This is a genomic window from Lysobacter sp. M15, assembly GCF_022662515.1.
Classification (GTDB): domain Bacteria; phylum Pseudomonadota; class Gammaproteobacteria; order Xanthomonadales; family Xanthomonadaceae; genus JAKPBU01.
In genome coordinates this window covers 39,785-62,023 of the sequence record NZ_JAKPBV010000009.1, presented here as the reverse complement: position 1 = coordinate 62,023, position 22,239 = coordinate 39,785, and the positions used below count along the sequence as shown (strand labels likewise).

Annotated in this window: 21 protein-coding genes; 7 read left to right on the top strand and 14 right to left on the bottom strand. The window is 67.2% G+C overall.

All coding sequences use genetic code 11. The features are described from left to right. Nucleotide 1 precedes the first annotated feature (1 nt). The 5 genes from nirD to MC380_RS07820 form a co-directional block, all read right to left on the bottom strand. Complete coding sequence (nirD, locus tag MC380_RS07840) at nt 2-370, bottom strand: nitrite reductase small subunit NirD (RefSeq protein ID WP_242164015.1); 369 nt, start codon at nt 368-370, stop codon at nt 2-4. A gap of 20 nt (nt 371-390) precedes the next feature. Then, entirely contained in the window at nt 391-2,856 is a 2,466-nt protein-coding gene (gene nirB / locus MC380_RS07835) for a nitrite reductase large subunit NirB (RefSeq protein WP_277929892.1), read from the bottom strand. Between the two features lie 61 nt (nt 2,857-2,917). Beyond that, on the bottom strand, nt 2,918-4,126 hold the full coding sequence (locus MC380_RS07830; RefSeq protein ID WP_242164014.1) for an alginate export family protein: 1,209 nt from the start codon (nt 4,124-4,126) through the stop codon (nt 2,918-2,920). 447 nt (nt 4,127-4,573) lie between these two features. Beyond that, nucleotides 4,574-5,653 (bottom strand): CmpA/NrtA family ABC transporter substrate-binding protein, encoded by a 1,080-nt coding sequence (locus MC380_RS07825; RefSeq protein ID WP_242164012.1) that lies wholly within the window; start codon nt 5,651-5,653, stop codon nt 4,574-4,576. Nucleotides 5,654-5,660: 7 nt separating this feature from the next. After that, on the bottom strand, nt 5,661-6,233 hold the full coding sequence (locus MC380_RS07820) for an ANTAR domain-containing protein (protein WP_242102952.1): 573 nt from the start codon (nt 6,231-6,233) through the stop codon (nt 5,661-5,663). A 35-nt stretch (nt 6,234-6,268) separates the two neighbouring features. Here MC380_RS07820 and MC380_RS17910 point away from each other — a divergent pair, with 35 nt between their 5' ends. The 3 genes from MC380_RS17910 to MC380_RS07810 all read left to right on the top strand — a co-directional run bounded on the left by MC380_RS17910 (nt 6,269) and on the right by MC380_RS07810 (nt 7,969). Then, entirely contained in the window at nt 6,269-6,403 is a 135-nt protein-coding gene (locus tag MC380_RS17910; protein WP_277929285.1) for a hypothetical protein, read from the top strand. A gap of 46 nt (nt 6,404-6,449) precedes the next feature. Next, entirely contained in the window at nt 6,450-6,689 is a 240-nt protein-coding gene (locus MC380_RS18010; RefSeq protein ID WP_242164010.1) for an NAD(P)-dependent oxidoreductase, read from the top strand. Between the two features lie 257 nt (nt 6,690-6,946). Further along, nucleotides 6,947-7,969, top strand: coding sequence for an energy transducer TonB (locus MC380_RS07810; protein WP_242164008.1), 1,023 nt, complete (start codon nt 6,947-6,949; stop codon nt 7,967-7,969). 57 nt (nt 7,970-8,026) lie between these two features. Here the strand turns inward: MC380_RS07810 and MC380_RS07805 are convergent, their stop codons facing one another. The 7 genes from MC380_RS07805 to MC380_RS07775 all read right to left on the bottom strand — a co-directional run bounded on the left by MC380_RS07805 (nt 8,027) and on the right by MC380_RS07775 (nt 13,832). Continuing rightward, on the bottom strand, nt 8,027-9,220 hold the full coding sequence (locus tag MC380_RS07805) for an ABC transporter permease (RefSeq protein ID WP_242164006.1): 1,194 nt from the start codon (nt 9,218-9,220) through the stop codon (nt 8,027-8,029). Beyond that, a complete protein-coding gene (locus MC380_RS07800; RefSeq protein WP_242102159.1) occupies nt 9,217-9,972 on the bottom strand; it encodes an ATP-binding cassette domain-containing protein in 756 nt (251 codons plus the stop codon). Before MC380_RS07800 ends, MC380_RS07805 begins: the two co-directional genes overlap by 4 nt. A 48-nt stretch (nt 9,973-10,020) precedes the next feature. Then, nucleotides 10,021-11,559 (bottom strand): alpha/beta fold hydrolase, encoded by a 1,539-nt coding sequence (locus MC380_RS07795; RefSeq protein WP_242164004.1) that lies wholly within the window; start codon nt 11,557-11,559, stop codon nt 10,021-10,023. 70 nt (nt 11,560-11,629) lie between these two features. Further along, entirely contained in the window at nt 11,630-11,827 is a 198-nt protein-coding gene (locus tag MC380_RS07790; RefSeq protein ID WP_242102161.1) for a helix-turn-helix transcriptional regulator, read from the bottom strand. After that, entirely contained in the window at nt 11,824-12,213 is a 390-nt protein-coding gene (locus tag MC380_RS07785) for a hypothetical protein (RefSeq protein ID WP_242102162.1), read from the bottom strand. The genes MC380_RS07790 and MC380_RS07785 overlap by 4 nt, the downstream gene beginning before the upstream one ends. 8 nt (nt 12,214-12,221) lie before the next feature. After that, entirely contained in the window at nt 12,222-12,809 is a 588-nt protein-coding gene (locus tag MC380_RS07780) for a cytochrome P450 (RefSeq protein ID WP_242164002.1), read from the bottom strand. A gap of 210 nt (nt 12,810-13,019) precedes the next feature. Next, on the bottom strand, nt 13,020-13,832 hold the full coding sequence (locus MC380_RS07775; protein ID WP_343223556.1) for an FAD-binding oxidoreductase: 813 nt from the start codon (nt 13,830-13,832) through the stop codon (nt 13,020-13,022). A gap of 90 nt (nt 13,833-13,922) precedes the next feature. Here MC380_RS07775 and MC380_RS07770 point away from each other — a divergent pair, with 90 nt between their 5' ends. The 3 genes from MC380_RS07770 to MC380_RS07760 all read left to right on the top strand — a co-directional run bounded on the left by MC380_RS07770 (nt 13,923) and on the right by MC380_RS07760 (nt 16,674). Then, a complete protein-coding gene (locus tag MC380_RS07770; RefSeq protein WP_242163999.1) occupies nt 13,923-14,885 on the top strand; it encodes an ABC transporter ATP-binding protein in 963 nt (320 codons plus the stop codon). Then, nucleotides 14,882-15,691, top strand: coding sequence for an ABC transporter permease (locus MC380_RS07765; RefSeq protein ID WP_343223555.1), 810 nt, complete (start codon nt 14,882-14,884; stop codon nt 15,689-15,691). The genes MC380_RS07770 and MC380_RS07765 overlap by 4 nt, the downstream gene beginning before the upstream one ends. A 62-nt stretch (nt 15,692-15,753) precedes the next feature. Continuing rightward, entirely contained in the window at nt 15,754-16,674 is a 921-nt protein-coding gene (locus tag MC380_RS07760; protein WP_242163997.1) for a DUF2167 domain-containing protein, read from the top strand. 55 nt (nt 16,675-16,729) lie between these two features. On the opposite strand, the gene MC380_RS07755 is transcribed toward MC380_RS07760, so the two are convergent. Both MC380_RS07755 and MC380_RS07750 read right to left on the bottom strand, forming a co-directional pair. Next, nucleotides 16,730-17,533: a TatD family hydrolase gene (locus tag MC380_RS07755; RefSeq protein ID WP_242163995.1), complete on the bottom strand. Its 804-nt coding sequence runs from the start codon at nt 17,531-17,533 to the stop codon at nt 16,730-16,732. 154 nt (nt 17,534-17,687) lie between these two features. Beyond that, on the bottom strand, nt 17,688-19,466 hold the full coding sequence (locus MC380_RS07750) for an endonuclease (RefSeq protein WP_242163993.1): 1,779 nt from the start codon (nt 19,464-19,466) through the stop codon (nt 17,688-17,690). A 168-nt stretch (nt 19,467-19,634) separates the two neighbouring features. Here MC380_RS07750 and hrpB point away from each other — a divergent pair, with 168 nt between their 5' ends. After that, entirely contained in the window at nt 19,635-22,208 is a 2,574-nt protein-coding gene (gene hrpB / locus MC380_RS07745; protein WP_242163991.1) for an ATP-dependent helicase HrpB, read from the top strand. The last annotated feature ends 31 nt before the right edge of the window (nt 22,209-22,239 follow it).

Genomic DNA, 22,239 nt, shown 5'->3' with positions numbered 1-22,239 from the left:
CTCAGGCGCTACAGGCCAGCGCCACGGGCGAGTCCTGCGCGAACAGCTCGTCGCGCCGCAGATACACATCGCCATCGTGTTCGCGCACCTGGAACACCTGCGCGCAGCCGACGTCGGGCGCGACCGCCTGGCCATCGTCCAGGCCGATGTTCCAGCCATGCAGGGGACAGGTCACGCTGCGGCCGTGCACGATGCCTTGCGACAACGGCCCGCCGCGATGCGGGCAGCGGTCGACGACCGCGAACACATGATCGTCCTGGGTCCGGAACAGGGCGACATCGTCGCGGCCTTCGCGCCTCACGATACGCGCGCCGAGCACGGGGATATCCTCGCGTGCGCACACGCGCAGCCAGTCGTGGCGGTCAGTCATGGCAAGCCTTGCACAGGCAGCTAGTCCGCATAAGCCAGGTCCTCGAGGCGGATGGGAATCGGCTTGAACTGGCGCAGGTCGACCTGCGCCTTGGCCGGCTCGTGCCAGGGGTCCGGCTCGTCGCGCAGGGCGTCGCGCAGGCGCGCGTACAGCGCTCGGCGGCCTTCGGCGTCCTCGAGCACGCGGCGCTTGCAGTAGTCCAGTCCGACGCGGCCGATGTAGTGCACCGTGCGCTCGAGGTAGAACCCTTCCTCGCGGTACAGCTGCAGGAACGCGCCGGCGTACTCGAGCACCTCCTCGTGCGTCTTGAGCTTGCAGAAGAACTGCGCGACCTCGGTCTTGATGCCGCCGTTGCCGCCGACATAGATCTCCCAGCCGGAATCCACGCCGATCACGCCGACGTCCTTGATTCCGGATTCGGCACAGTTGCGCGGACAGCCCGACACCGCCAGCTTGACCTTGTGCGGCGCGTACATGCGCCACAACGCCCGCTCCAGCTCGATGCCCATGCGGGTGGAATCCTGGGTGCCGAAGCGGCACCACTCCGAACCCACGCAGGTCTTCACCGTGCGCAGCGCCTTGGCGTAGGCATGGCCGCTGGGCATGTCCAGGTCGCGCCAGACGCCCTGCAGATCCTCTTTCCTGACCCCGAGCAGGTCGATGCGCTGGCCGCCGGTGACCTTGACCGTGGGGATCTGGTACTTGTCGACGACATCGGCGATGCGGCGCAGCTCGCTCGCGCTGGTGATGCCGCCCCACATGCGCGGCACCACCGAATAGGTGCCATCGCGCTGGATGTTGGCATGCGCGCGTTCGTTGATGAAGCGCGACTGCGGCTGGTCGCGCGCCTCGTGCGGCCAGGTACTGGTCAGGTAGTAGTTGAGCGCGGGGCGGCAGCTCGCGCAGCCGTTGGGCGTCTTCCAGCCTAGGTACTGCATCGTCGCCGTCATTTCGGTGAGATGTTCCTCACGGATCGCAGCGCGCACTTCCTCGTGGCTGTGCTCGGTGCACGGGCACATCGGCTTCTTCTTCGGCGCGGCCGAATATTCCCCGCCCAGCGTGCTGGCCAGGATCTGTTCGACCAGGCCGGTGCACGAACCGCACGAACTCGACGCCTTCGTGTGCTTGCGCACGTCGTCGACGGTGAACAGGCCCTTGCTCCTGACCGCCGAAACGATCGTGCCCTTGCACACGCCGTTGCAGCCGCAGACCTCGGCATCGTCCGCCATCGCCATGGCGCGGTCTGCGCCGCCGTGTCCGGTGTCGCCGAGATTGTTTTCCCCGAACATCAGCGAATCGCGGATGTCGGCAACGTTGCGGCCATCGCGCAACAGCTTGAAATACCACGAGCTGTCGGCCGTATCGCCATACAGGCAGGCGCCGATGAGCTTGTCTTCCTTCAGGACGAGTTTCCGGTACACGCCGCCGATCGGGTCCGAGAGGATGATTTCCTCGGTTCCTTCGCCGCCCATGAAATCGCCGGCGGAGAACAGGTCGATGCCGGTGACCTTGAGCTTGGTCGACAGGATCGATCCCGCGTAACGGCCGATGCCGAAGCGTGCCAGGTGGTTGGCGCAGACCTTGGCCTGCTCGAACAGCGGCGCCACCAGTCCGTAGGCGACGCCGCGATGGCTGGCGCACTCACCGATGGCGTAGACGCGCGGATCGTAGGTCATCATCGTGTCGTCGACGACGATGCCGCGATTGCAGTGCAGCCCGCACTGCTCGGCCAGTTCGGCATTGGGGCGGATGCCGATCGCCATGACCACCAGCTCGGCGGGGATCTCCTCTCCATCGGCGAAGCGCACGGCACGCACGCGGTTGTTTTCGTCGCCGAGCAGGGCCTCGGTCTTGCGCGCCATCGCAAAGGCGATGCCGCGTTGTTCCAGCGAAATCCTGAGCAGGCTGGCTGCAGTCGGGTCGAGTTGCCGCTCCATCAGGTGATCGAGCAGATGCACCACGGTGACGTCCATGCCGCGATGCTTGAGCCCGTTGGCCGCCTCCAGCCCCAGCAGGCCGCCGCCGATCACGACCGCGCGTTGATGTTTCGCCGCCGCGGCGATCATCGCCTCGGTGTCGGCGATGTCTCGATAGGCGAGCACGCCGCCCAGCTCGCGCCCCGGGATCGGCAGGATGAAAGGCGTCGAACCGGTGGCCAGCAACAGGCGGTCGTACTCGGCCTCGGTGCCGTCCTCCGCGATGACACGACGCGTCGCCCGATCGATGCGGGCGACTTTCTTTCCGGCGTGCAGGGTGATGCCGTGCTCCCGGTACCAGGCCCAGTCGTTGAGGACGATCTGTTCCAGCGTCTGTTCGCCAGCCAGCACTGGCGAAAGCAGGATCCGGTTGTAGTTGGGATGCGGTTCTGCACCAAAGACGGTGATGTCGTAAAGATCTGGCGCGAGTTTCAGCAACTCTTCCAGCGCGCGGACGCCGGCCATGCCGTTGCCGACCAGCACCAATCTTGGCTTTTTCTGGGTATTCATTCGCTATGCCCCGTTTGCCGAAACCCGCCCCGTGACCTGAAGGGCAAGCCCGACGATGGCTTCAGTAAGACCACTCGACCTGCAACCACGTCTTGCGCGTGTCGGTAGCGAATTGGTCGGCCCGGTAATCGGCGTACTTGGCCAGCAGGTTGAACTTGCCGACCTTGGCGGTTGCGATCAAATCCAGTTCATCACCGTAATCCTGCGACAGGCGATCGCTGTCGAACTGGTGCCAGACGGCGTTCACGCCGACGTTGCTGAGCTTTCCGAGCTGCTTGCGATTCCAGCCGAGCGAAAAATACGCATCGTGCAACCCATCGGGAGGCGTGGTCAGGAACTGGTCGGCCCAGCCGTGGAATTTGTGCCCGGTGGCCAGCGGCGTCTGGAAGCTGGTCAGTGCCAGACCCGTGTCCGCTCCCAGCACCTCGTAGCCGGCACCCAGCCGGACCATGCCGATATCCACCCCGCCATCGGCCAGCCAGTACTCTGCGGAATAATGGTTTGGGTTGTTGTGATAGTCGCTTTGCGCGGCGTAACTGAGCGCGTAGTTCAGTTTGACGGCGGCGAACGGACGCACGCCCGCAAAGCGCAGGCCATAGGTCTGGCTGGACAATCGCCGCCCGGACACCGCGACTTCGTCCTGGTCGATCAGATAGGTGAACGTGCTCAGCGTTCCCCACGGCGTCGGGTAGGAAAGGTTGGCCAGAAAGTTGTCGCCATCGACCGCCTGCTGGCGCGCTCCGGTCCCATCTTTCCCCCAGATCGTGCGCACGCTCCAGACGTAGCTGGCATCCAGCTTCAACTTGCCCGGGCCGATCCATTCCACCCGAGCCGCGTCGAACGTCTGCTCGTTGTCGCGCCAGCCAACCGCGCCGACAAAACGCTGGTCATCCAGATTGATGCGCTGACGGCCCACGGTCAGCACGGTGTTGCTGAATCCCTTGTACTGGACCTGCACCCGGTTCAATTCAACATTCTCGGGGTCGGCCACCAGCGGGTAGGCCGTCTTGCCGTTGAGCCCGCTGTTGTAGTGCTCGTCGATCGCTATTGTCCCTTCGGCTTCGGCCAGGAACGCGAATGCCCCGTTGCTGATCTCCGCGCCTACGCGTCCACGCAAGGTGATCGCCTCCGCATCGTGGGCAAGACCCGCCTGCTCCACGCCCTCCTGGCGCAGACGCAGATCGACGATGGGCACGATCGTGGTTTCGGCCGCGACTGCGGGGGTGGACAGCAGCAGACCACTGGCGATGAAGACGAATTTGCTGCGCATGAAACCCTCGCGTCGTGAAGAACGTCTGCTGGAAACAAAAAAACGGCGTGCCCCCAGCTTTCGCTGGAAAGACGCCGTTGTCTGTGCAGTAAGCAGGCCGCCGTTGGCCGCGCTACGAGATTCGGATTGTGGCGGGCACGCCGTTGCGCCCACACGGAACTACAGAGCAATCAACGTGCCAATTGCCCGCTGCGCCGGACGCACCGATGCATCCGCAAGGAATTCAAGCACTTGCGCGTCAAACGTGGGGTGGCTGCCAGGCGCAGAATCGGCCTGCGCATTGCCTTTTGCACCATCTAGGCGCCTGCGATGCACTGCTATTGTGCACTGCAGCATCCGCTGTTCTCCGAAACGAAGGAAGAAAGCGCGGCGCACTGCACTCGTAATCCCCTGACCCCAACCCCTCTCCCGTTGGGAGAGGGGCTTCAAAACCGGCTGCGGCAAAGATCAACTCCAGCGCGCCCCGTCGAACAATGCGCTGTGCCGCGTGTCGCCGGTCGGAACCGGCACCTCCAGCCACGTTGCCGCCTGGCGATAGGTCTCGACGCGGCGGACATTGTCCAGCAGTGCGGCGTCGGTCTCGTGGCTGGCGGCCGGCAGCCAGCCCCAGCGGCGAAACTGGTGCAAGAACCAGCGGCCGTCCGAGCGCCAGGGGAAATTGACCTCGCCGTCTGCATGGAAGCGCAGCGATTGCGCCGGGTCGTCGCGATCCGAAGGCAACAGGCAGGCTGCGATGCGTTCGGCCGGCAGGCCGATCACCTCCGGGTCGGCGAGCCAGTCCACCGCCTGCTGCCTGTTTGCCGGTACGTCCAGCCAGCGGCAGGCCTCCAGCAGCGTGGCGGTCAAGGCGGCCGCCGTCTCCGGCTGCAGGGCCGCGAACTCGCGGCGGCAGGCCAGCACCTTTTCCGGATGCCCCGGCCAGAGCTGTCCGCTGCGAATCACCCGTCGACCGGCGCCGAGCACCTCGGCCTGCGCTGCCCAGGGCTCGCCCGCGCAGTAACCATCCAGTTCGCCGCGTGCCAGCGCTGCGGGCATCTGCGGCGGCGGCAGGGTCACGCTTTGAATGGATGCCATCGGGTCCACGCCTTGCGCGGCCAGCCAGTAGTACAGCCACATGGCATGGGTGCCGGTGGGGAAGGTTTGCGCGAATACCGGCCGCCGCGGCAGCGCGGCCAGCAGTTCGTGCAGCGGCGCGCCTTGTTCCAGCCCCTGCGCCAGCGACGGCGACAGGGTGATGGCCTGGCCGTTCTGATTGAGGGTGAGCAGGATGGCCAGGTCGGCGCGCGGACCGCCGATGCCGGTCTCGACGCCGTAGACCAGGCCCGTCAGTGCGTGCACCGCGTCCAGCTCTCCCGACAGCAGCTTGTCGCGGATGGCCGCCCATGAGGCCTGCCGCTGCAGTTGCAGCCGCAGGCCGTACTTGCGATCCAGTTCCAGCCGCACGGCCGCGACCAGCGGCGCGCAATCGATCAGCGGGATGTAACCCACCTGCAGGATCCGCGATCCGGTGTCGTCGTGAACAGTCATGCGTGCCTCATCCCAACAAATCGGCCAAGGCGATGATCCGGCGGGCCACGTCCGCCAGCTTCAGACCGTGCTTCATCGCCTGCTGGCGCAGCGCGGCGTACGCCTCGCTCTCGCTCATGCCGCGCTTGTCCATCAGCAGACCCTTGGCGCGCTCGATCAGCTTGCGGTCGCCAAGCTGCTGCTGCACTTCATCCAGCCTGCGGCGCACCTGCGACTGCTGCTCGAAGCGCGCCAGCGCCACCTGGATGATCGGTGTCAGCCGCGCCGGCGCCAGTCCGTCCACGACATAGGCGGTGACCCCGGCTCCGACTACCGCGCGGATCAACTGGTCGTCGCCGTCGGCCGAGAACATCACCACCGGCCGCGGCGCGTGGTGGTGCACCACTGCCAGCTGTTCCAGCGTGTCGCGCGAAGGCGAATCGACGTCGATGATGATCACGTCCGGCTGCTGCAATTCCACCGCCTTGAGCAGCGCCCCGGCCGCTGCCACTTCTTCCAATACTTCGTAGCCTGCAGCCAGCAGCGCGTCGCGCAACTCGCCAATCGGCTTCTCGGTATCGTTGACCAGCAGAATGCGCAGCATCGCAGGCGAGGTCGGGGTCGGGAATCGACCCCATGTTGCCATGCAGCATAAGCGCTCGCGAGCCCTCTTTTCCGGCGGGAGATCCCATGCCGCTGTTCCCGCTGTTCGCCGATCTTTCGGACCGCGAGGTGCTGGTGGTGGGCGGCGGCGAGGTCGCCACGCACTAGGTGGAGGCGCTGCTGTAGGCCAGGGCGCAGGTGCAGCCACGCCTATGTGCTCGACGTTGCGCTGTCGCAGTGGCTGGCGCAGATCCCGCCGCGGCGCCGCGAGGGCGATTTCGCGCCGGCCTGGCTGGACGAGGTCTGGCTGGTCGTGGCCGCCACCGACGACCGCGCCTTCAATGCCCGGCGGGCGGCCGAAGCCGGCCGGCGCCGGCGCCTGGCCAATCTCGTCGATGATGCGGAGCTGTCGACGTTCCAGGCCCCGCGATCATGGATCGCGCGCGCGTGCTGAGCGCGTTTTGCATCGGCAAGTGGCGAAGTGCCCGTGGCTGCCAGACACGGATCGGCACTTCCGGACGCGCGCCGTCACGCCAACGCGAACAGAAATGGCGTGACCTTCGTCACGTATTTTGCCCTCTACAGAGCGCTGAAGGGCCGCAACACCGGGCAGTCGGGGCGAAGAGTTGACAAACGCCGCGGCCTGTCGCGTCCTTGGCACACATGCGCGCAGATGCATGGATTTGGGGGAGACACCATATGTCGTGGGTAATGAATTCCGGTTCCCGGCGCGCAGTACGCGCCTCGGTGCTGGTGCTGGCCTTGTGCGCGATCGGTGCGTGCAAGAAGGAACAGGCGGCAGATCAGCCCGGTGCCGAGCAGGCGCCTGCCGCGCAACAGCAACAGGCGCCGCCACAGCAGGCGGTTTCCTCGCAGGTGGCGGCGATGGGCGTCGATCAGCTGCGCGAGGCGGCCAACAAGGCGCTCAGCGAGCAGCGCCTGTACGCGCCGGCCGGCGACAACGCCATGGAGTACTACGTGGCCCTGCGTGACAAGGCGCCCACGGATGCCGCGGTCGCCAGCGCCCTGACCGATCTGATGCCCTACGCGCTGATTGCAGCCGAGCAGAGCATCGCCCGGGACGATCTCGGCGAAGCCCAGCGCCTGCATGCGCTGATGGAGAAGGTCGATCCGCAGGCCCCGGCCCTGCCGCGCCTGAAGCAGGGCATCGCCGACGCCCAGACGACGCTGGCCCAGCGCACCGCCGCAGCCGAAGCTCAAACCGAGGAGGAGGCCAAGCGCCAGGCCGACCTCGAACGCGAACGCCTGGCCGAGCAGCAGCGGGCGCAGCAGCAGGCCGCGCAGCAGCTCGCCGCGCAGCAGGCTGCCGAGCAGACCGCTGCCACCCAGCGTGCCGCCGAACAGCGCGCGGCCGAGCAACGTGCCGCCGAACAGCGCGCGGCCGAACAGCGCCAGGCGCAGCAGCCTGCCGCTCCGGCAAGCCCGCCACCCGCGGCATCGGCGCCGGCATCCACGTCGACCGCATTGCGCGCCATCAGTACCCCCGCGCCCGTGTACCCGCCCAGCGCCCTGAGGCTGGAGCAGTCCGGCGAGGTGCTGGTGGAGTTCACGGTGGATACCGACGGCACCGTCACCAATGCCCGCGTCGTGCGCGCGACGCCGCCGCGTGTTTTCGATCGCGCTGCGATCAGCGCCGTGAACAAGTGGCGATTCCAGCCGGTCGCCAGTTCGGTGACCACGCGCCGGACGATCGCGTTCAACCCTGGCGGCTGACAGACTCGTCGGTGAGCAAGAGCCCGACAACGCCGGGCTCTTGCTTTCTGCCGTCCTTCAGGCGGAGATCGCCAGTTTCTCCTGCCGGTAACGCCATACCGCCGCCAGCCACAGCAGTGCGGCCAGCGCCAACGAGGCGGCCAGGTACACCGCCCACTGCTCCGGTACCGCCGATTCGCCGCGGGTGACCTTCTGGATCAGCTGGTTCTGCGACAGGAACGGCACCGCGTACTGCCACAGCGCCGTGTCCTTGATCGGGTAGGCCATCAGCGCGTAGGCCGGCAGCATCGGCAGCATCATCAGCCAGATGATGTGGCTCTGTGCCTCCTTCATGCTTTTGGCCGCCGCGGCCAGGCAGGTCAGCAGGGCGGTGCCGATCAGCACCAGCGGCAGCAGGATCAGCAGCAGCTTGCCCATCGCTGCGAAGCTCACGTCCAGCGAGACCGTCGCGCCGGTGGCCAGGCTGGCACTGGCCTTGAACGAGAGCAGGATCAGCAGCATCGAGACGACGCCCAGCAGCACCGCCGCGGCCATCTTGCCGCTGACCAGCGCGCCGCGCGATGCCGGGGTGGCCAGCAGCGGCTCCAGCGACTGCCGCTCGCGCTCGCCCGCGGTGGTGTCCATCGCCAGGTGCGAGCCGCCGATGAAGGCGAAGATGGTCAGGATCATCGGCAGCAGGATGGTCATGAACATGCCGCTCTTGGCTTCGGGCGTGGCCAGGTCGCGGGTGCCGGTATTGAGCGGCGCAGCGACCATCGGGTTGATCCCCCGCGCCAGCAGGCGCAGCGAGCCCACGGTTTGCCCGTACTGGTTCAACGCCTCGCGCACGCGTGCGGCGGGCACGTCGGCATTGCGACGGGTGGTGTCGGTCACGATCTCGACCTTGGCCGGCTTGCCGGCGCGCCAGTCGCGGGCGAACTCCGGATCGATCGCCAGTGCCACGTCTTCCTGCTGCGAACGGATGCGGGCCTCGATGTCGGTAGGCGCGGCTTTGGCATTGATGCCGTTGCCGGCGAGGTAGGCGATCAGATTGGGTGCGCGTTCGATGCCGACCACGGGAAGCTCCAGCGGCTTGTCCAGCTGGGTTTCCTTGCGCAGTTCCGAGAGCTTGCCCATGCCCAGGAAGATCACCGGGTACAGCAGCGGCGCCACCAGCAGGGTGAGCAGCAAGGTGCGCCGATCGCGGGTGAAGTCGCGCAGTTCCTTGCGCATCACCGTCAGCATGGTGCCGAGGAAGGAAACCTTGTTCATGCGTGCAGTCCCTCTTCGCTGCCGATCAGTTTGACGAAGGCGTCCTCGAGGTTGTCCTCGCCGGCGGCGGCGCGCAGTTCGTCGGTGCTGCCCTGGGCCACGACCCGGCCGTGCGCGATCACCACGATGCGATCGCATAGCGCGGCGACCTCCTGCATGATGTGGCTGGAGAAGATCACGCAGCGCCCTTCGGCGCGCAGTTCCTTCAGGAATCCACGCAGGCCGCGCGTGGTCATCACGTCCAGGCCGTTGGTGGGCTCGTCCAGGATCACGTTCTTCGGGTCGTGCACCAGCGCGCGCGCGATCGCGGTCTTGGTGCGCTGGCCCTGACTGAAGCCTTCCGTGGCGCGATCGAGAAAGTCCTCCATCTGCAATGCGCTGGCCAGCTTCGTTGTGCGTTGCGCAATCTCGCTCGCCGACATGCCGTGCAATTCGCCGAAGTAGGTGATGTTCTCGCGCGCGCTCAGGCGCTTGTACACGCCGCGCGCATCCGGCAATACGCCCAGGTTGCGGCGCACCGTGTTTGGATCGGCAGCCACGTCCACGCCATCCACCAGCACGCGTCCATGCTCGGGCGTCATCAGCGTGTAGAGCATGCGCAAGGTGGTGGTCTTGCCGGCGCCGTTGGGACCGAGCAGGCCGGTGATCTGGCCGTCGAATGCGGTGAAGCCGACGTCGTCCACCGCGACGACCCTGTGTTTGTCCTTGCCCCGGCCGGGGAAGGTCTTGCGTAGAGATTCTGCGACGATCATCGGATCAGTCCTGTTCGTATGGGGTGGCAGTCCCGCGGCGCGGCGCGCTCACGGTTCCCAGCCGTTGAAGCTGGTGAACGGCGCCACGTAATTGAGTTGCTCCAGGCATTTGCCATCCAGTGCCCTGGCATCGGCCTTTTCGACGAACTGCGCGAACAACTTGGGCATGCAGCCGGCGCCGATCACGTTATGACCCTGGCCGCGGAGCACGAACAGGCGCCCGTTCGGCAGGGTCTTCACCACTTCCCGGCCATAGCGCGGCGGGGTGACCGGGTCGAATTCGCCGGCCAGCACCAGGGCCGGCACCTTGGTCGCCAGCGCGGAATGGAAATCGCTAGGCATATCGCCCCTGGGCCAGGGCTTGCACATCGCCGCCATGACGACCGGCATCTGGTTGCCGAGCACGGTATTGGCGTCTTCGGCACGCACGACCATGCTCTCGCCATCTTCGCTGCAGATCACCGATAGCTGCATGCCTGCGGCGATGCTTTCCTGCATATCCCCCTGCATCAGCTGGGCCAGTGCCATCAGCCCCGCGTGGCGCCCGTTGTTGGCCTCGTGGATCAGCTTGGGCAACAGCGCGCCCGCCGCCGGCATGTAGGCGTACATCCGGACCAGGCCGGCCACGGTCTCGGCACGCAGCACGCCCTCGACCTGTTCACCGCTGGATGCGTCGCGATACTGCACGGTCACGGGCGCGGCGCGCAGCTGGGCGAGCAGCGCATCGAGTTCGGCGCGCGGGTCGCCGAGCCGGCCCTTGCACGCCGGTGCCTTGCTGCACAGCGCGAACTGCAGGGCCAGCGCGTCGTCCAGGTTGCGGGCGAAGATGTTGCCCAGCTGCAGCGTGTTGGGCACGGGCGCATCCAGCACGATGCTGCGGATGGCCTGCGGATGCCGCATCGCATACTGCTGCGCCACGCGGGTGCCGTAACTCACGCCGACCAGGTTGACCTGGTCAACGCCGATGGCCGTGCGCACGGTTTCCAGATCGGCCACTGCGTCGGTCGTGGTGTAGCGGCGCAGGTCGGCCTTTGCGGACAGCTTGGCCACGCACGCCGAGGCCAGGGCCTCCAGTCTCGCGGGCGAGGTGTCTGCATCGTCGTCCACGGCGCACTCGAGCGGATTGGACTGGCCGGTGCCGCGCTGGTCGACCAGGATCACGTGCCGGTGCTTGCGCACTTCGGCGAATGCGCGGTCGAGCATGGGATAGCTCTCCACCGCCGACTGGCCGGGCCCGCCCGCGAGGAAGAACACCGGGTCAGGGGCCATGTCGGTTTCGCTGCTGGGCGGCAGCCAGGCGATGTTGAGCGCGATCTTGCGGCCATCAGGCCGGCGCGGATCCTCGGGCACGGTCAGGCGGGTGCACTGGGCTTCCAGCGCGTTCCGGGTCCAAGGCGAGCTGAGGCTGCACGGCTGGAAGGCGAGCCGGCCCAGCGTGCGCGGCTTGACGGGCGCCGCGACAGGCACTGCCGGTTCGGACTCCGGAGCCGCGCGGCTCGCGTCGGCGTCCGGTTTCCACATCCTGTAGCCGATCACCGCGGCCACCGCGGTCAGGGCGAGGAATGTTCTGGTCTTGCGCGACATCATGGAGCGGGCCTCTTCGGGTTCGAACAATGGTGGTAGAGGACAATAGTCGTCCGGTGTTCGGACGGGTGGGTCAGCCCTCGTCGGGCAGGAACAGGTCCTCGATGCGCTTGCGGAACAGGCGTGCGATCCGGAACGCCAGCGGCAGGCTCGGGTCGTACTTGCCCGTTTCCAGGGCGTTGATGGTCTGCCGCGACACGTCCAGCCGCTCGGCCAGCTCGCCCTGCGACCAGCCATGCAGTTCGCGCAGTTCGCGCAGGCGGTTGTTCATCCGTAGCGGCGCCGCAGCCACAACCGCGCCAGCATGTAGCTGCCGACCTGCACCAGCAGGACTGCGACCAGCGACGTTTCCGCGCGCGGCGCGATGCCGGATTCCTCACCCAACAACAGTGCGCCGAGCCCGACCAGCATCGTGGCGATTGCCGACAGCGCCAGCGCCTCGACTTCCACCTTGCGCTCGAGTTCGTCGGATTCGCGCAGGTAGCGCAGGTACAACAGATAGATGAAGGCCATCGGCACCAGCGGCAGCAGGCGCAAGGCGATGCGTACCGCGTCGGGCCCTCCGGTCGGCAGCCAGCGTGGCAACAGCATCAGCACGATCACCAGCAACAGCGGCGGGACGGAACGCAGGTGATAGCGAACGTTGGCGGGACGCATACGGGACCTCAGCGATAACGCCGCGCCACCAGCACCTTGGCGATGCCGTAGCACAGGCAGATCAGCGGAAACACCCAGATCATGGCGATGTCGGCGGGCACGGCGATGAGCTTGGCCAACTGCAGGAAACCTGCGGCCAGGTAGGCCAGGGACACCAGTGCGGTCGCGATCGACACCGCTTCCAGTTCGATCCGCTGCTGCAGCTCGTCGATCTCGCGGATGTAGCGCACGACCGCGCGCAGGGCCAGGACGATCGGCACCACTGGCGTCAGTGCGATCAGCGCACGCAGCCAGACCGGGTCGTCGATCCGCCTGAGCAGCCAGACGGAGGCGATCAACACCACCACATAGGCCGCCATGGCCGGCAGGAAGGCGCGTAGATAACGCTGGCGTTGCGCCGGCGTCGCACTGTCGCAGGCTTCGGGCGACCACCATGCCAGCAGTCCAGCCAGAACGCAGGCTGCCCCGGCGCCGCTCACCACCCCCAACACAGTCGCACCGATCGGCGCTCCCAGGCCACGGGCGGCCCAGGCGCCCGCAACCAGGGCGAGGCCGGTCAGGCACAGGGCGAGGGCGATACGGCGCTGGCGGGTCATGGGACAGGGCTGTCAAGCGTGCTTGACAGGAAGCCTAGAGGGCCGGCCACGGCCTTGTCAAGCACCCTTGACAGGGCTGGTGGCGGAGCGCTGTCCTGCTGTTGACGTAATTTCTGGCGGTGGGCGAGTCCGGCGGTGCTTGCGAAGCACGGGTTCGCCCGCTGGTGAGCGCCACGCGCGCTGCGCATGGCGGGAGATCCGCTGCGAATCCTATTTGCTGCTGACGTATTTCTCGCGGCGGATCTGCGGCACCGGCAGGCCGCGGCCCTTGAGGTGCTCGAAACAGGCATCGACCATGTTCGGGTTGCCGCACAGGTAGGCGATGTCGCCTTCCGCATTCGGTGCGAATTCGTCGAGGAAGTTCTGCACGTAGCCGTGGCGTACATCCGGGTGCGCCTGCGGAGAGCCTGGCGCCGGCAATTCGCGCGAGAAACAGGGAACGAAGCGGAAGCCCGGGTGGGCCTGGGCGAAGGCGCGGAACTCGTCGCCGTACAGCAGCTCGCCCGGATTGCGGGCGCCGAACAACAGGACCACTTCCACGCCGCGCTCGCCGATCAGCTTCTCAATCGAAGGCAGCATCGCGCGATACGGCGTGACGCCGGTGCCGGTGCCGACCAGCAGGTAGCGGCGGTTGGTATCGGCGGGCATCAGGCAGAAGCGCCCATAGGGCCCGCTGGCATCGACGGTTCCGCCGAACTCGAGCCCTTCGAACAGGGCGGTCGCCGCCCCGCCGGCAACGTAACTCACCGCGATCTCCACCGACTCGCCCGGTCCCAGGGCGTGATCGTGTACGGTCGCCAGCGAGTAGGACCGCTTGGTCGGGGTGCCGTCGGCATAGTGGAAATGCACCTGGACGAACTGGCCGGGAATGAAATCCAGCGGCAGGCCGTCGGCGCGGACGAATCCAAGATGGGCCACGCTCGGGGCCAGCATGCGCCGCGACACCAGCTGCAACGGGAAATGGACAATAGCCAAATGCGGTTTCCGCTTCGGGGCCTGCAACAGGCAGGCGGTGCAACGCACCGTGGCCGGAGCGTCGCGAACGAGCCGCCTATACTACCGGCCCCGCCGCACGTGCTGCGGCCCAGGTGATACATGAGCTCCGGAAATTCCATGGAAACGGCGCCCGCGGCGCTGCCGGTGCCAGCTCTTCGGGTGCATGAGCTGCGCAAGACCTACGACAACGGCGTCCACGCGCTCAAGGGCGTCTCGCTCGAAGTGGCCCCCGGCGACTTCTACGCCCTGCTCGGGCCCAACGGCGCGGGCAAGTCGACCCTGATCGGGATCGTCTCCTCGCTGGTCAACAAGAGCTCGGGCGATGTGTCGGTGTTCGGCGTGGACATCGCCCGCCAGCGCGATGCGGCCATGCGCCTGCTCGGCCTGGTGCCGCAGGAACTGAACTTCAACATGTTCGAAAAGCCGCGCGACATCCTGGTCAACTACGCCGGCTTCTACGGCATCCCGCGCGCCCAGGCGCTGGTGCGCGCGGAGGAAGAGCTCAAGCGCGCGCAGCTGTGGGACAAGGCCGACAAGATGAGCCGCACGCTTTCTGGGGGAATGAAACGGCGGCTGATGATCGCGCGCGCCATGATGACCCGGCCCCGGCTGCTGATCCTCGACGAGCCCACTGCCGGCGTGGATATCGAGATCCGGCGCGGCATGTGGAAGACCCTGCGCGAGATCAACGCCGCCGGCACCACCATCATCCTCACCACCCATTACCTGGAGGAGGCCGAAAGCCTCTGCCGCAACCTGGCGATCATCGACAAGGGCGTGATCGTGGACCAGGGGCCGATGAAGTCGCTGCTGGCCAAGCTCGATGTGGAGGGCTTCCTGTTCGACATCGAAGGCGCACTGCCGCAGACATTGCCGGCGATCGACGGTGCCACGCTGGTGGCGGTGGACGACCACACGCTGGACCTGGACATGCCGCGGGCCATGGACCTCAACCGTGTGTTCGCCGCGCTCAACGAAGCCGGCATCCGCGTGCGCTCGATGCGGACCAAGTCCAACCGGCTGGAAGAGCTGTTCGTGCGCCTGACCGGCCAGCACGTCGATGCGGAGGCCGCGGCGTGAACGCATCGCAGGTTCCCGTGACCGAAGGCGGCAGCACCGCCAGCCGCAACTGGGTCGCGCTGCTCACCATCATGCGCCGCGAGGTGATGCGCATCCTGCGCATCTGGGGCCAGACCCTGGTGCCGCCGGCGATCACCATGACCCTGTACTTCCTGATCTTCGGCGGCCTGATCGGCTCGCGCGTAGGGGAGATGGACGGCATCCGCTACATGGATTTCATCGTCCCCGGGCTGGTGATGATGAGCGTGATCCAGAACAGCTACGGCAACATTTCCTCCAGCTTTTTCGGCGCCAAGTTCGGCCGCCACGTCGAGGAACTGCTGGTCAGCCCGATGCCCAGCTGGGTGGTGCTCGGTGGCTATGTCGCCGGTGCGGTGCTGCGCGGGCTGATGGTCGGGATCATCGTGCTGTGCATCGCCATGTTCTTCACCAAGGTGCGGCTGCCGCACCCGCTGGTGACCCTCTCGACGGTACTGCTCGGCGCCACCATCTTTTCGCTGGCCGGTTTCGTCAACGCGGTCTACGCCAAGAAGTTCGACGACGTGGCGATCGTGCCGATCTTCATCCTCACGCCGCTGACCTACCTGGGCGGCGTGTTCTACTCGGTCAAGCTGCTGCCCGACTGGGCTCAGACCCTGACCCTGGCCAACCCGATCTTCTACATGGTCAACGCCTTCCGCTACGGCCTGCTCGGCGTGTCCGACGTGCCGCTGTGGATCGCGTATGCGCTGATGCTGGGCTTCGTGGTCGGGCTGGCGACATTGGGACTTTGGTTGCTCAAGCGCGGGGTTGGTTTGCGGAGCTGAACGCGGCGCGGCACACTAATGCCCGGGCGTGGGGACGCCCGTCACTCCAAGGGGACACCGACATGACGTTGGCGAAGGGATGGCTGCTCGGCCTGTTGGCCGTCGGCCTGGGCGCGATCGCGCACGGCGCTGCCGCGCAGGGACAGGAAGAAGCACAAAAGCAGGCGCAGGCGCTGGTGGCCTCGCTGAAGTTCCGCGATGGCGAGGTCGCGGTGCCGGGTGCGGAGGCGCGCTTCCGGCTGGACCAGAATTTCCGCTATCTCGAGGCGGCCGATGCACGCAAGGTGCTGGAGCAGCTCTGGGGCAATCCGCCCGACGACACCGTGCTGGGCCTGGTGGTGCCGCGCGGACGCGGCGTGCTGGACGAGCAGGGCTGGGCGGTGGTGGTGACTTATTCCGACGACGGCTACGTTTCCGACGACGACGCGGCCGAGATCGACTACGCCGAGTTGCTGCAGGAGATGAAAGACGGCACCAGTGAAGAGAACGCTGCGCGCAAGGAGGCCGGCTATGGCGGCATCGAGCTAATCGGCTGGGCCGAGCCGCCGCACTACGATGCCACCACCAAGAAGCTGTACTGGGCCAAGGAGCTGGCATTCGAGGGCAGCGAAGGCCGCACGCTCAATTACGACATCCGCGTGCTCGGGCGCCGCGGTTACCTCAGCCTCAATGCCATTTCGGGCATGCAAGGCCTGAAGGACGTGCAGGCAGGCATGCAGCGGCTGTTGCCGCAGGTCGAGTTCGACCAGGGCGCGCGCTACGCCGACTACGACAGCAAGACCGACAAGGTGGCGGCCTATGGCATCGCCGCGCTGATCGGCGGCGGCCTGGCGGCGAAGGCAGGGCTGTTCGCCAAGCTGGGCGTGCTGCTGCTCGGGCTCAAGAAGCTGCTGATTCCGCTGGCGTTGGTCGCTGTGGCCTTCGGCAAGAAGATCTTCGGGCTGTTCAAACGCGACCGGACGAAAACCGCGACGGTCAGCTGAAGGCCAGTACTCGAGAAAGGAACGCTACGGCCCGCCATGCGCGGGCCGTTTGCGTTCAGGGCAGGCGGAAGAACGCGCGCGCGCTGGCCACGGTGGCCGATGCGGTGACCTCGAGATCCTCGTCGCGGTCGCGGGCCAGTTCCTCGACGATATGCGCCAGGTACATCGGTTCGTTGCGGCGGTGCGAAGGCTGCGGCTTGACGGTGCGCGGAAGCAGATAGGGCGCGTCGGTTTCGACCATCAGCCTGTTCGCCGGGATGTGCTTCACCAGCTCGCGCAGGTGCAGGCCGCGGCGCTCGTCGCACAGCCAGCCGGTGATGCCGACGTACCAGTCCTGGTCGAGGTAGTCGAACAGCTCTTTGCGGGTGCCGGTGAAGCAATGCACCACGGTTGGGCCCAGCCTGCCGTCGAAGTTCTTCATCACCGCCATGAAGTCGGCGTGCGCGTCGCGCTGGTGCAGGAACAGCGGCTTGCCGCGGCCGTTGGCGGACAGATCCGCGCCGATCTGCAGCTGGCGTTCGAAGGCCTTGCGCTGCGCCGGCCGCGGCGAGAAGTCGCGGAAATAATCCAGGCCGGTTTCGCCCACCGCGACCACCTGCGGATGCGCGAGCAGCGCGCGCATCTCGGCGTCGCATTCGTCGGTGTATTCGATCGCGTGGTGCGGATGCACGCCGGCGGTGGCAGACAGGAAGCCCGGGTGCTGCAGCGCCAGCGCCAACGCCTTGGGCGAGTGTTCGCGGCTCGCGCCGGTGACCACGATCCGGTCCACGCCCGCATCGCGGGCGCGTTGCAGCACCGCATCGCGGTCGTGATCGAAGCTGTCGTGGGTGAGGTTGGCGCCAATGTCGATCAGTTGCATCGGGCAAGTCTAGCAATGCAGTCAACGACTAAAACGAGATGAGAGCGACCCCGGATCGGGTCCGGGGCAGGCTCTCGGTCGCGAATGCTCCGTGCCTTCTCGCTCTAATCGGTGGAAGCATCGCGGCCGAGGCCGCTCCCACAGGCGTAAGCAGTCAGTTCAACTGACAGCTCGAAGGTTGGCTCGAAGTGAACAGCGCGCTGCTCGCCCATTCGGGATGATCGATGAAGGGATTGCGATTGCCCTGGAATTCGTAGATCACTTCGTTGCGCTCGCGTTCGGCTGCGTCGGGCGGATCGGTCTGGTGCCAGGCCAGCAGAGTCGAGAGCAGGCCCATGTAGGCAGGCGAGGCCGAGGTCATGACGATCCTGCTGCGGTCGTTGGTCAGCTCCAGATCGGGTTCGGATTGTCCGGTGTTCGAATCGTCGCCGCCTTCGTAGCGGATCGCCATGTACATCACCGCGCGTGCCATGTCGCCCTTGCGGTGGCCCCAGACCTCGAACGAGCCGCCGTTGCCGTCGGGGCCTTGCACCCAGTTGGAATTGCCCGGATACACGCCGCTACCGCCGCCGTAGCCGTTGTTGGCCTCGGTCGCGCGCTCGCCGCAGCCGCCGGACTGGGTGCATGCCGCATACGGCTTGTTGCCGCGGTCGGAGTTGAAGCTGGTGTCGCTCAGATACAGCATGTGGGTATCGGTATACGGCGCGTACGGCAGGCCCTTGTCGCCGGTGGCGCTGCCGAAGCCGAGCGAGTTCGGCCAGGTGTGCTCGCGGTTGTAGGTGATGCCGGTGCCGGTGCCCGCGCGCTCGCTGCCCTTGAGATAACTGCGGTTGCGGTAGACGTCGAGGATGCGGCCGGCGTTGTTCGGATCCTCGTCGGCGAGCTCCAGGATGTCCCAGGTGTCGGTGCTGCTGGCGCTGTAGGGGTAGACGGTGTGGTTGCGGATCGTCTCGTGCAGCGAGCAGCGCAGCTGCGAGGCGCTGGAGGTGTTGACCCGCGCGTAGTAGTCGCCGGGCGTGCTTCCAGACGCGATGTCGAAATCGATCGCGGTGTCCTGCACCGGATGCGTGCCACCGCTGTCGCTGACCTTGCTCGCGACCACGGTGAACAGACAGCCCTCGCCAGCCGTGAGCGTAGCTGCGGGATCAATCGAAAACGTGCTGCCGCTGCTGGCATGCGACAGCGCGACGTTCCCGGACGTGGCGCAGGCCAGGGTGAAGGCGCCGCTGACGAGCGACACGCTTTCGCTGAAGCTCACCGAGAGATTGCCCGTGGCCGGAAAATCGGTGGCGCCCTGGACGGGCGTGGTCGCGGTGACTGCCGGCGGCGTGTTGCTGGCGGAACTGAAGCTCTGGCCGTTGTTGCAGCGGCCGAAGGTCTGGATGGCCGAGCTGCGCCAGCTGAAGTTGCCGTAGCTGCTGCCGCTGCCGCCCAGCTGCAGCGAAGTGCCGGCGGCGGTGGAGCCGCTCTCGGCGACCGGCAGGTTGCTGCTGGTGCGGCCGGCGGCGGGGCCATTGCTGGCGGTGATCTGGCCCTCGTAGCTCAGGAACTGCACCACTTGCCCGCTGGCGTTGACCAGGGCGAAACCGTCGTTGGCCCCGTTCTGGATGCCGTTGCTGGGATAACTCAGCGTGGCGATGCGCACGCTGGCGCCGCAGGTCACGAGGCTGCCGGCCGGGACCGCATCGTTGTCGTAGGTGGTCGCGGCCGAAGGCGTGGAGCCGTTGTACAGATAGATGCGGTACCCGCTGAGCGACTCGCCTGCGGTAGCCACCACTTCGATGCGCTCGCCGGTGTCGCCGCTGGAGGTGGCGTCGTCGTAGTGGAATTCGTTGATGAACACGGCCGCGTGCGCGGGCTGGCCGATGAGCAGTGCGGCAAGCGCGCAACAGGCGAGAAAGGCATGCCGGTGGAAGGGCGCGGGACGGCGCATACGAAGTCCTTTTCGTCAGGGGAACCCGGAATCTAGCCGCGATGTATGACCATCGTCATCTTGCCCTGCAACAGAACTGCACGCGTCGGCGCGCATCCCGAGGCGACCGATTGCACAATGCGCTGCCCGGGAGCCGCCGTACGGCGCCGCAGATTCGTTCCAGCGCATATGGCGGCTTCCGCAGATCTCTTTCCCATCTCGTCACTGTTGCCGCAGGTCCGTGCATCGCTGGCCGCGCATCCGCGTCTGGTGCTGGAAGCGCCGCCCGGCGCCGGCAAGACCACGCAGGTGCCGCTGGCGCTGCTCGACGCGGATTGGCTGCAGGGCAGGAAGATCGTGATGCTGGAGCCGCGCCGCGTGGCCGCGCGCGCCGCGGCCGCGTTCATGGCCCGCCAGCTTGGTGAGGACATCGGTGACACGGTCGGCTACCGGATCCGTTTCGAGAACCGGATCTCGGCCCGCACCCGGATCGAGGTCGTGACCGAAGGCATCCTGACCCGGATGCTGCAGGACGATCCCGAGCTTGGCGGCACCGGTCCCGGCAGCATCGGCGCGCTGCTGTTCGACGAATTCCATGAGCGCCATCTCGCCGGCGACCTGGGGCTGGCGCTGGCCCTGGACGTGCAGGCAGGCTTGCGCGAAGACCTGCGCATCGTGGTGATGTCGGCCACGCTCGACGGCGAACGCATGGCGCGATGGCTGGACGCCCCGCGCCTGTCGAGCGCGGGACGCAGCTTTCCGGTCGAGATCGCCTCGTTTCCCGCGCGGCGCGAGGAAGCGCTGGAAGCGCAGACTGTTCGTGCCGTGGTGCACGCGCTCGCTGTCCATCCGGGCGACGTGCTGGTGTTCCTGCCCGGGCAGCGCGAGATCGCACGCGTGCAGGCGGCGCTGACCCAACGCGCGGCCGGAAGCGGTGAGCACCGGCAAGCGGACGTGCTTGCGCTGCATGGCGAACTGCCAGTGGAACAGCAGTCGCGCGTTCTGCAGCCCGCGCCCGACGGCGTGCGCCGCGTGGTGCTCGCGACCAACGTGGCCGAATCCAGCGTCACCCTGCCGGGCGTGCGCGTGGTCATCGATACGGGTCTTGCGCGTGAACCGCGCTTCGATCCGAACAGCGGCTTTTCGCGGCTCGACATGGTGACGATCTCGCAGGCCTCGGCCGACCAGCGCGCCGGCCGCGCCGGACGTGTCGCGGACGGCTGGGCGTACCGGCTGTGGCCCGCATCGCAGCGGCTGGAACCGCAGCGGCGCGCGGAAATCGCGCAGGTCGAACTCGCCGCTCTGGCGCTCGAACTCGCCGCCTGGGGTAGCGATGCCGTGCGCTTCCTTCATCCACCGCCGGCCGGCGCGCTGGCCGCGGCGCGCGACCTGCTGCTGCGGCTCGGTGCGCTGTCCCCGCATGGCGAGGACGAGGCACGGCGCTGGGACATCACTTCGGCCGGCCGGCGCATGCTGACGCTCGGTACGCATCCGCGGCTGGCGGCGATGCTGCTCGCGCCGGCAACGCCGGCGGAGTCCGCGCTGGCCTGCGATCTGGCCGCACTCATCGAGGCGCGCGATCCCCTGCTCTCGGGAAGCGGAGGTCCCCGATCCGACGCGCTGGCCCACCGTTGGCAGGCCCTGGCCGGGTATCGCGAATCTCGCGTCCCCGCCGGCGCCAGCCGCAGCGCCCTGGCCGCGATCGACGCGGCCGCCGGGCAATGGCGTCGCCGCTTGCGCATCGATGCGCGTTCGCCGCGCGATGTGCCCGCGCATGCGATCGGCGACCGCCTGCTGCACGCCTTCCCGGATCGCATCGCCCATCGGCACGCGGCTGATCCACTGCGCTACCAGCTCGCGAACGGACGCATGGCGCGCCTGTTCGAAGACAGCGCCCTGTATGGTGAAGCGTGGATCGTCGCCAGCGAGCTGCGCTTCGAGCGCAGCCGCGATGCGTTGATCCTGCGCGGCGCGCCGTTGGATGAAGCCGAACTGCGCCGCGCCTTCCCCGGGCGCTTCGTCGAACAGGACGTGGTGCGGTGGGACCCGGTGGCGCGCGCGCTGGTGGCGCAGCGCGAGCGGCGCTATGACGGGATCGTGCTCGATACCCGGCCCGCCGGGCAGGTCGATCCCGCGCAGGCCGCGCAGGCGCTGACCGATGCGGTCGTCGAACTGGGCCTTGAGGTGCTGCCATGGAGCCCGGAACTTGCGCAGTGGCGCGCGCGCATCCGCTGCCTGCGCGCATGGATGCCACAGCTTGGCCTGCCGGACCTGTCGGATGACGCGCTGCTGACGGCGCGCGACGCCTGGCTGCGTCCGGCCTTCGCCGGCAAGCGTCGCCTGGACGCGTTGAGCGAAGGCGAGCTGGCGCTGGCGTTGAAGGGACTGCTCGACGGGTTGCTCCGCAGGCAGGTGGATACGCTCGCACCCATCCAGATCGGCGTGCCTTCAGGTATGCAGCGGCGTATCGAATACGGGTGGCAAACGGCCGAGGAAGCGCCGGTGGCGCCGGTGCTGGCGGTCAAGCTGCAGGAGCTGTTCGGATGGACCGACACGCCGCGCATCGCCGAGGGTCGGATCCCGCTCACCCTGCACCTGCTTTCACCGGCCGGCCGGCCGCTGCAGGTCACGCAGGACCTGCGGGGTTTCTGGGAACGGACGTATCCGGAGGTGCGCAGGGAAATGAAGGGGCGCTATCCGAAGCATCCGTGGCCTGAGGATCCGTGGAACGCAGTGGCAACCCACCGCGCCAAACCACGATGAACAGGAAAAGCGTCGCTCCCAATGGGTTTTC

Bases quoted from the DNA above. Each gene is read 5' to 3' on its own strand.
- nirD (WP_242164015.1), bottom strand. From the start codon at position 370: ATGACTGACCGCCACGACTGGCTGCGCGTGTGCGCACGCGAGGATATC.
- nirB (WP_277929892.1), bottom strand. From the start codon at position 2,856: ATGAATACCCAGAAAAAGCCAAGATTGGTGCTGGTCGGCAACGGCATG.
- MC380_RS07830 (WP_242164014.1), bottom strand. From the start codon at position 4,126: ATGCGCAGCAAATTCGTCTTCATCGCCAGTGGTCTGCTGCTGTCCACC.
- MC380_RS07825 (WP_242164012.1), bottom strand. From the start codon at position 5,653: ATGACTGTTCACGACGACACCGGATCGCGGATCCTGCAGGTGGGTTAC.
- MC380_RS17910 (WP_277929285.1), top strand. From the start codon at position 6,269: ATGTTGCCATGCAGCATAAGCGCTCGCGAGCCCTCTTTTCCGGCGGGA.
- MC380_RS07810 (WP_242164008.1), top strand. From the start codon at position 6,947: ATGAATTCCGGTTCCCGGCGCGCAGTACGCGCCTCGGTGCTGGTGCTG.
- MC380_RS07805 (WP_242164006.1), bottom strand. From the start codon at position 9,220: ATGAACAAGGTTTCCTTCCTCGGCACCATGCTGACGGTGATGCGCAAG.
- MC380_RS07800 (WP_242102159.1), bottom strand. From the start codon at position 9,972: ATGATCGTCGCAGAATCTCTACGCAAGACCTTCCCCGGCCGGGGCAAG.
- MC380_RS07795 (WP_242164004.1), bottom strand. From the start codon at position 11,559: ATGATGTCGCGCAAGACCAGAACATTCCTCGCCCTGACCGCGGTGGCC.
- MC380_RS07790 (WP_242102161.1), bottom strand. From the start codon at position 11,827: ATGAACAACCGCCTGCGCGAACTGCGCGAACTGCATGGCTGGTCGCAG.
- MC380_RS07785 (WP_242102162.1), bottom strand. From the start codon at position 12,213: ATGCGTCCCGCCAACGTTCGCTATCACCTGCGTTCCGTCCCGCCGCTG.
- MC380_RS07780 (WP_242164002.1), bottom strand. From the start codon at position 12,809: ATGACCCGCCAGCGCCGTATCGCCCTCGCCCTGTGCCTGACCGGCCTC.
- MC380_RS07770 (WP_242163999.1), top strand. From the start codon at position 13,923: ATGGAAACGGCGCCCGCGGCGCTGCCGGTGCCAGCTCTTCGGGTGCAT.
- MC380_RS07760 (WP_242163997.1), top strand. From the start codon at position 15,754: ATGACGTTGGCGAAGGGATGGCTGCTCGGCCTGTTGGCCGTCGGCCTG.
- MC380_RS07755 (WP_242163995.1), bottom strand. From the start codon at position 17,533: ATGCAACTGATCGACATTGGCGCCAACCTCACCCACGACAGCTTCGAT.
- MC380_RS07750 (WP_242163993.1), bottom strand. From the start codon at position 19,466: ATGCGCCGTCCCGCGCCCTTCCACCGGCATGCCTTTCTCGCCTGTTGC.
- hrpB (WP_242163991.1), top strand. From the start codon at position 19,635: ATGGCGGCTTCCGCAGATCTCTTTCCCATCTCGTCACTGTTGCCGCAG.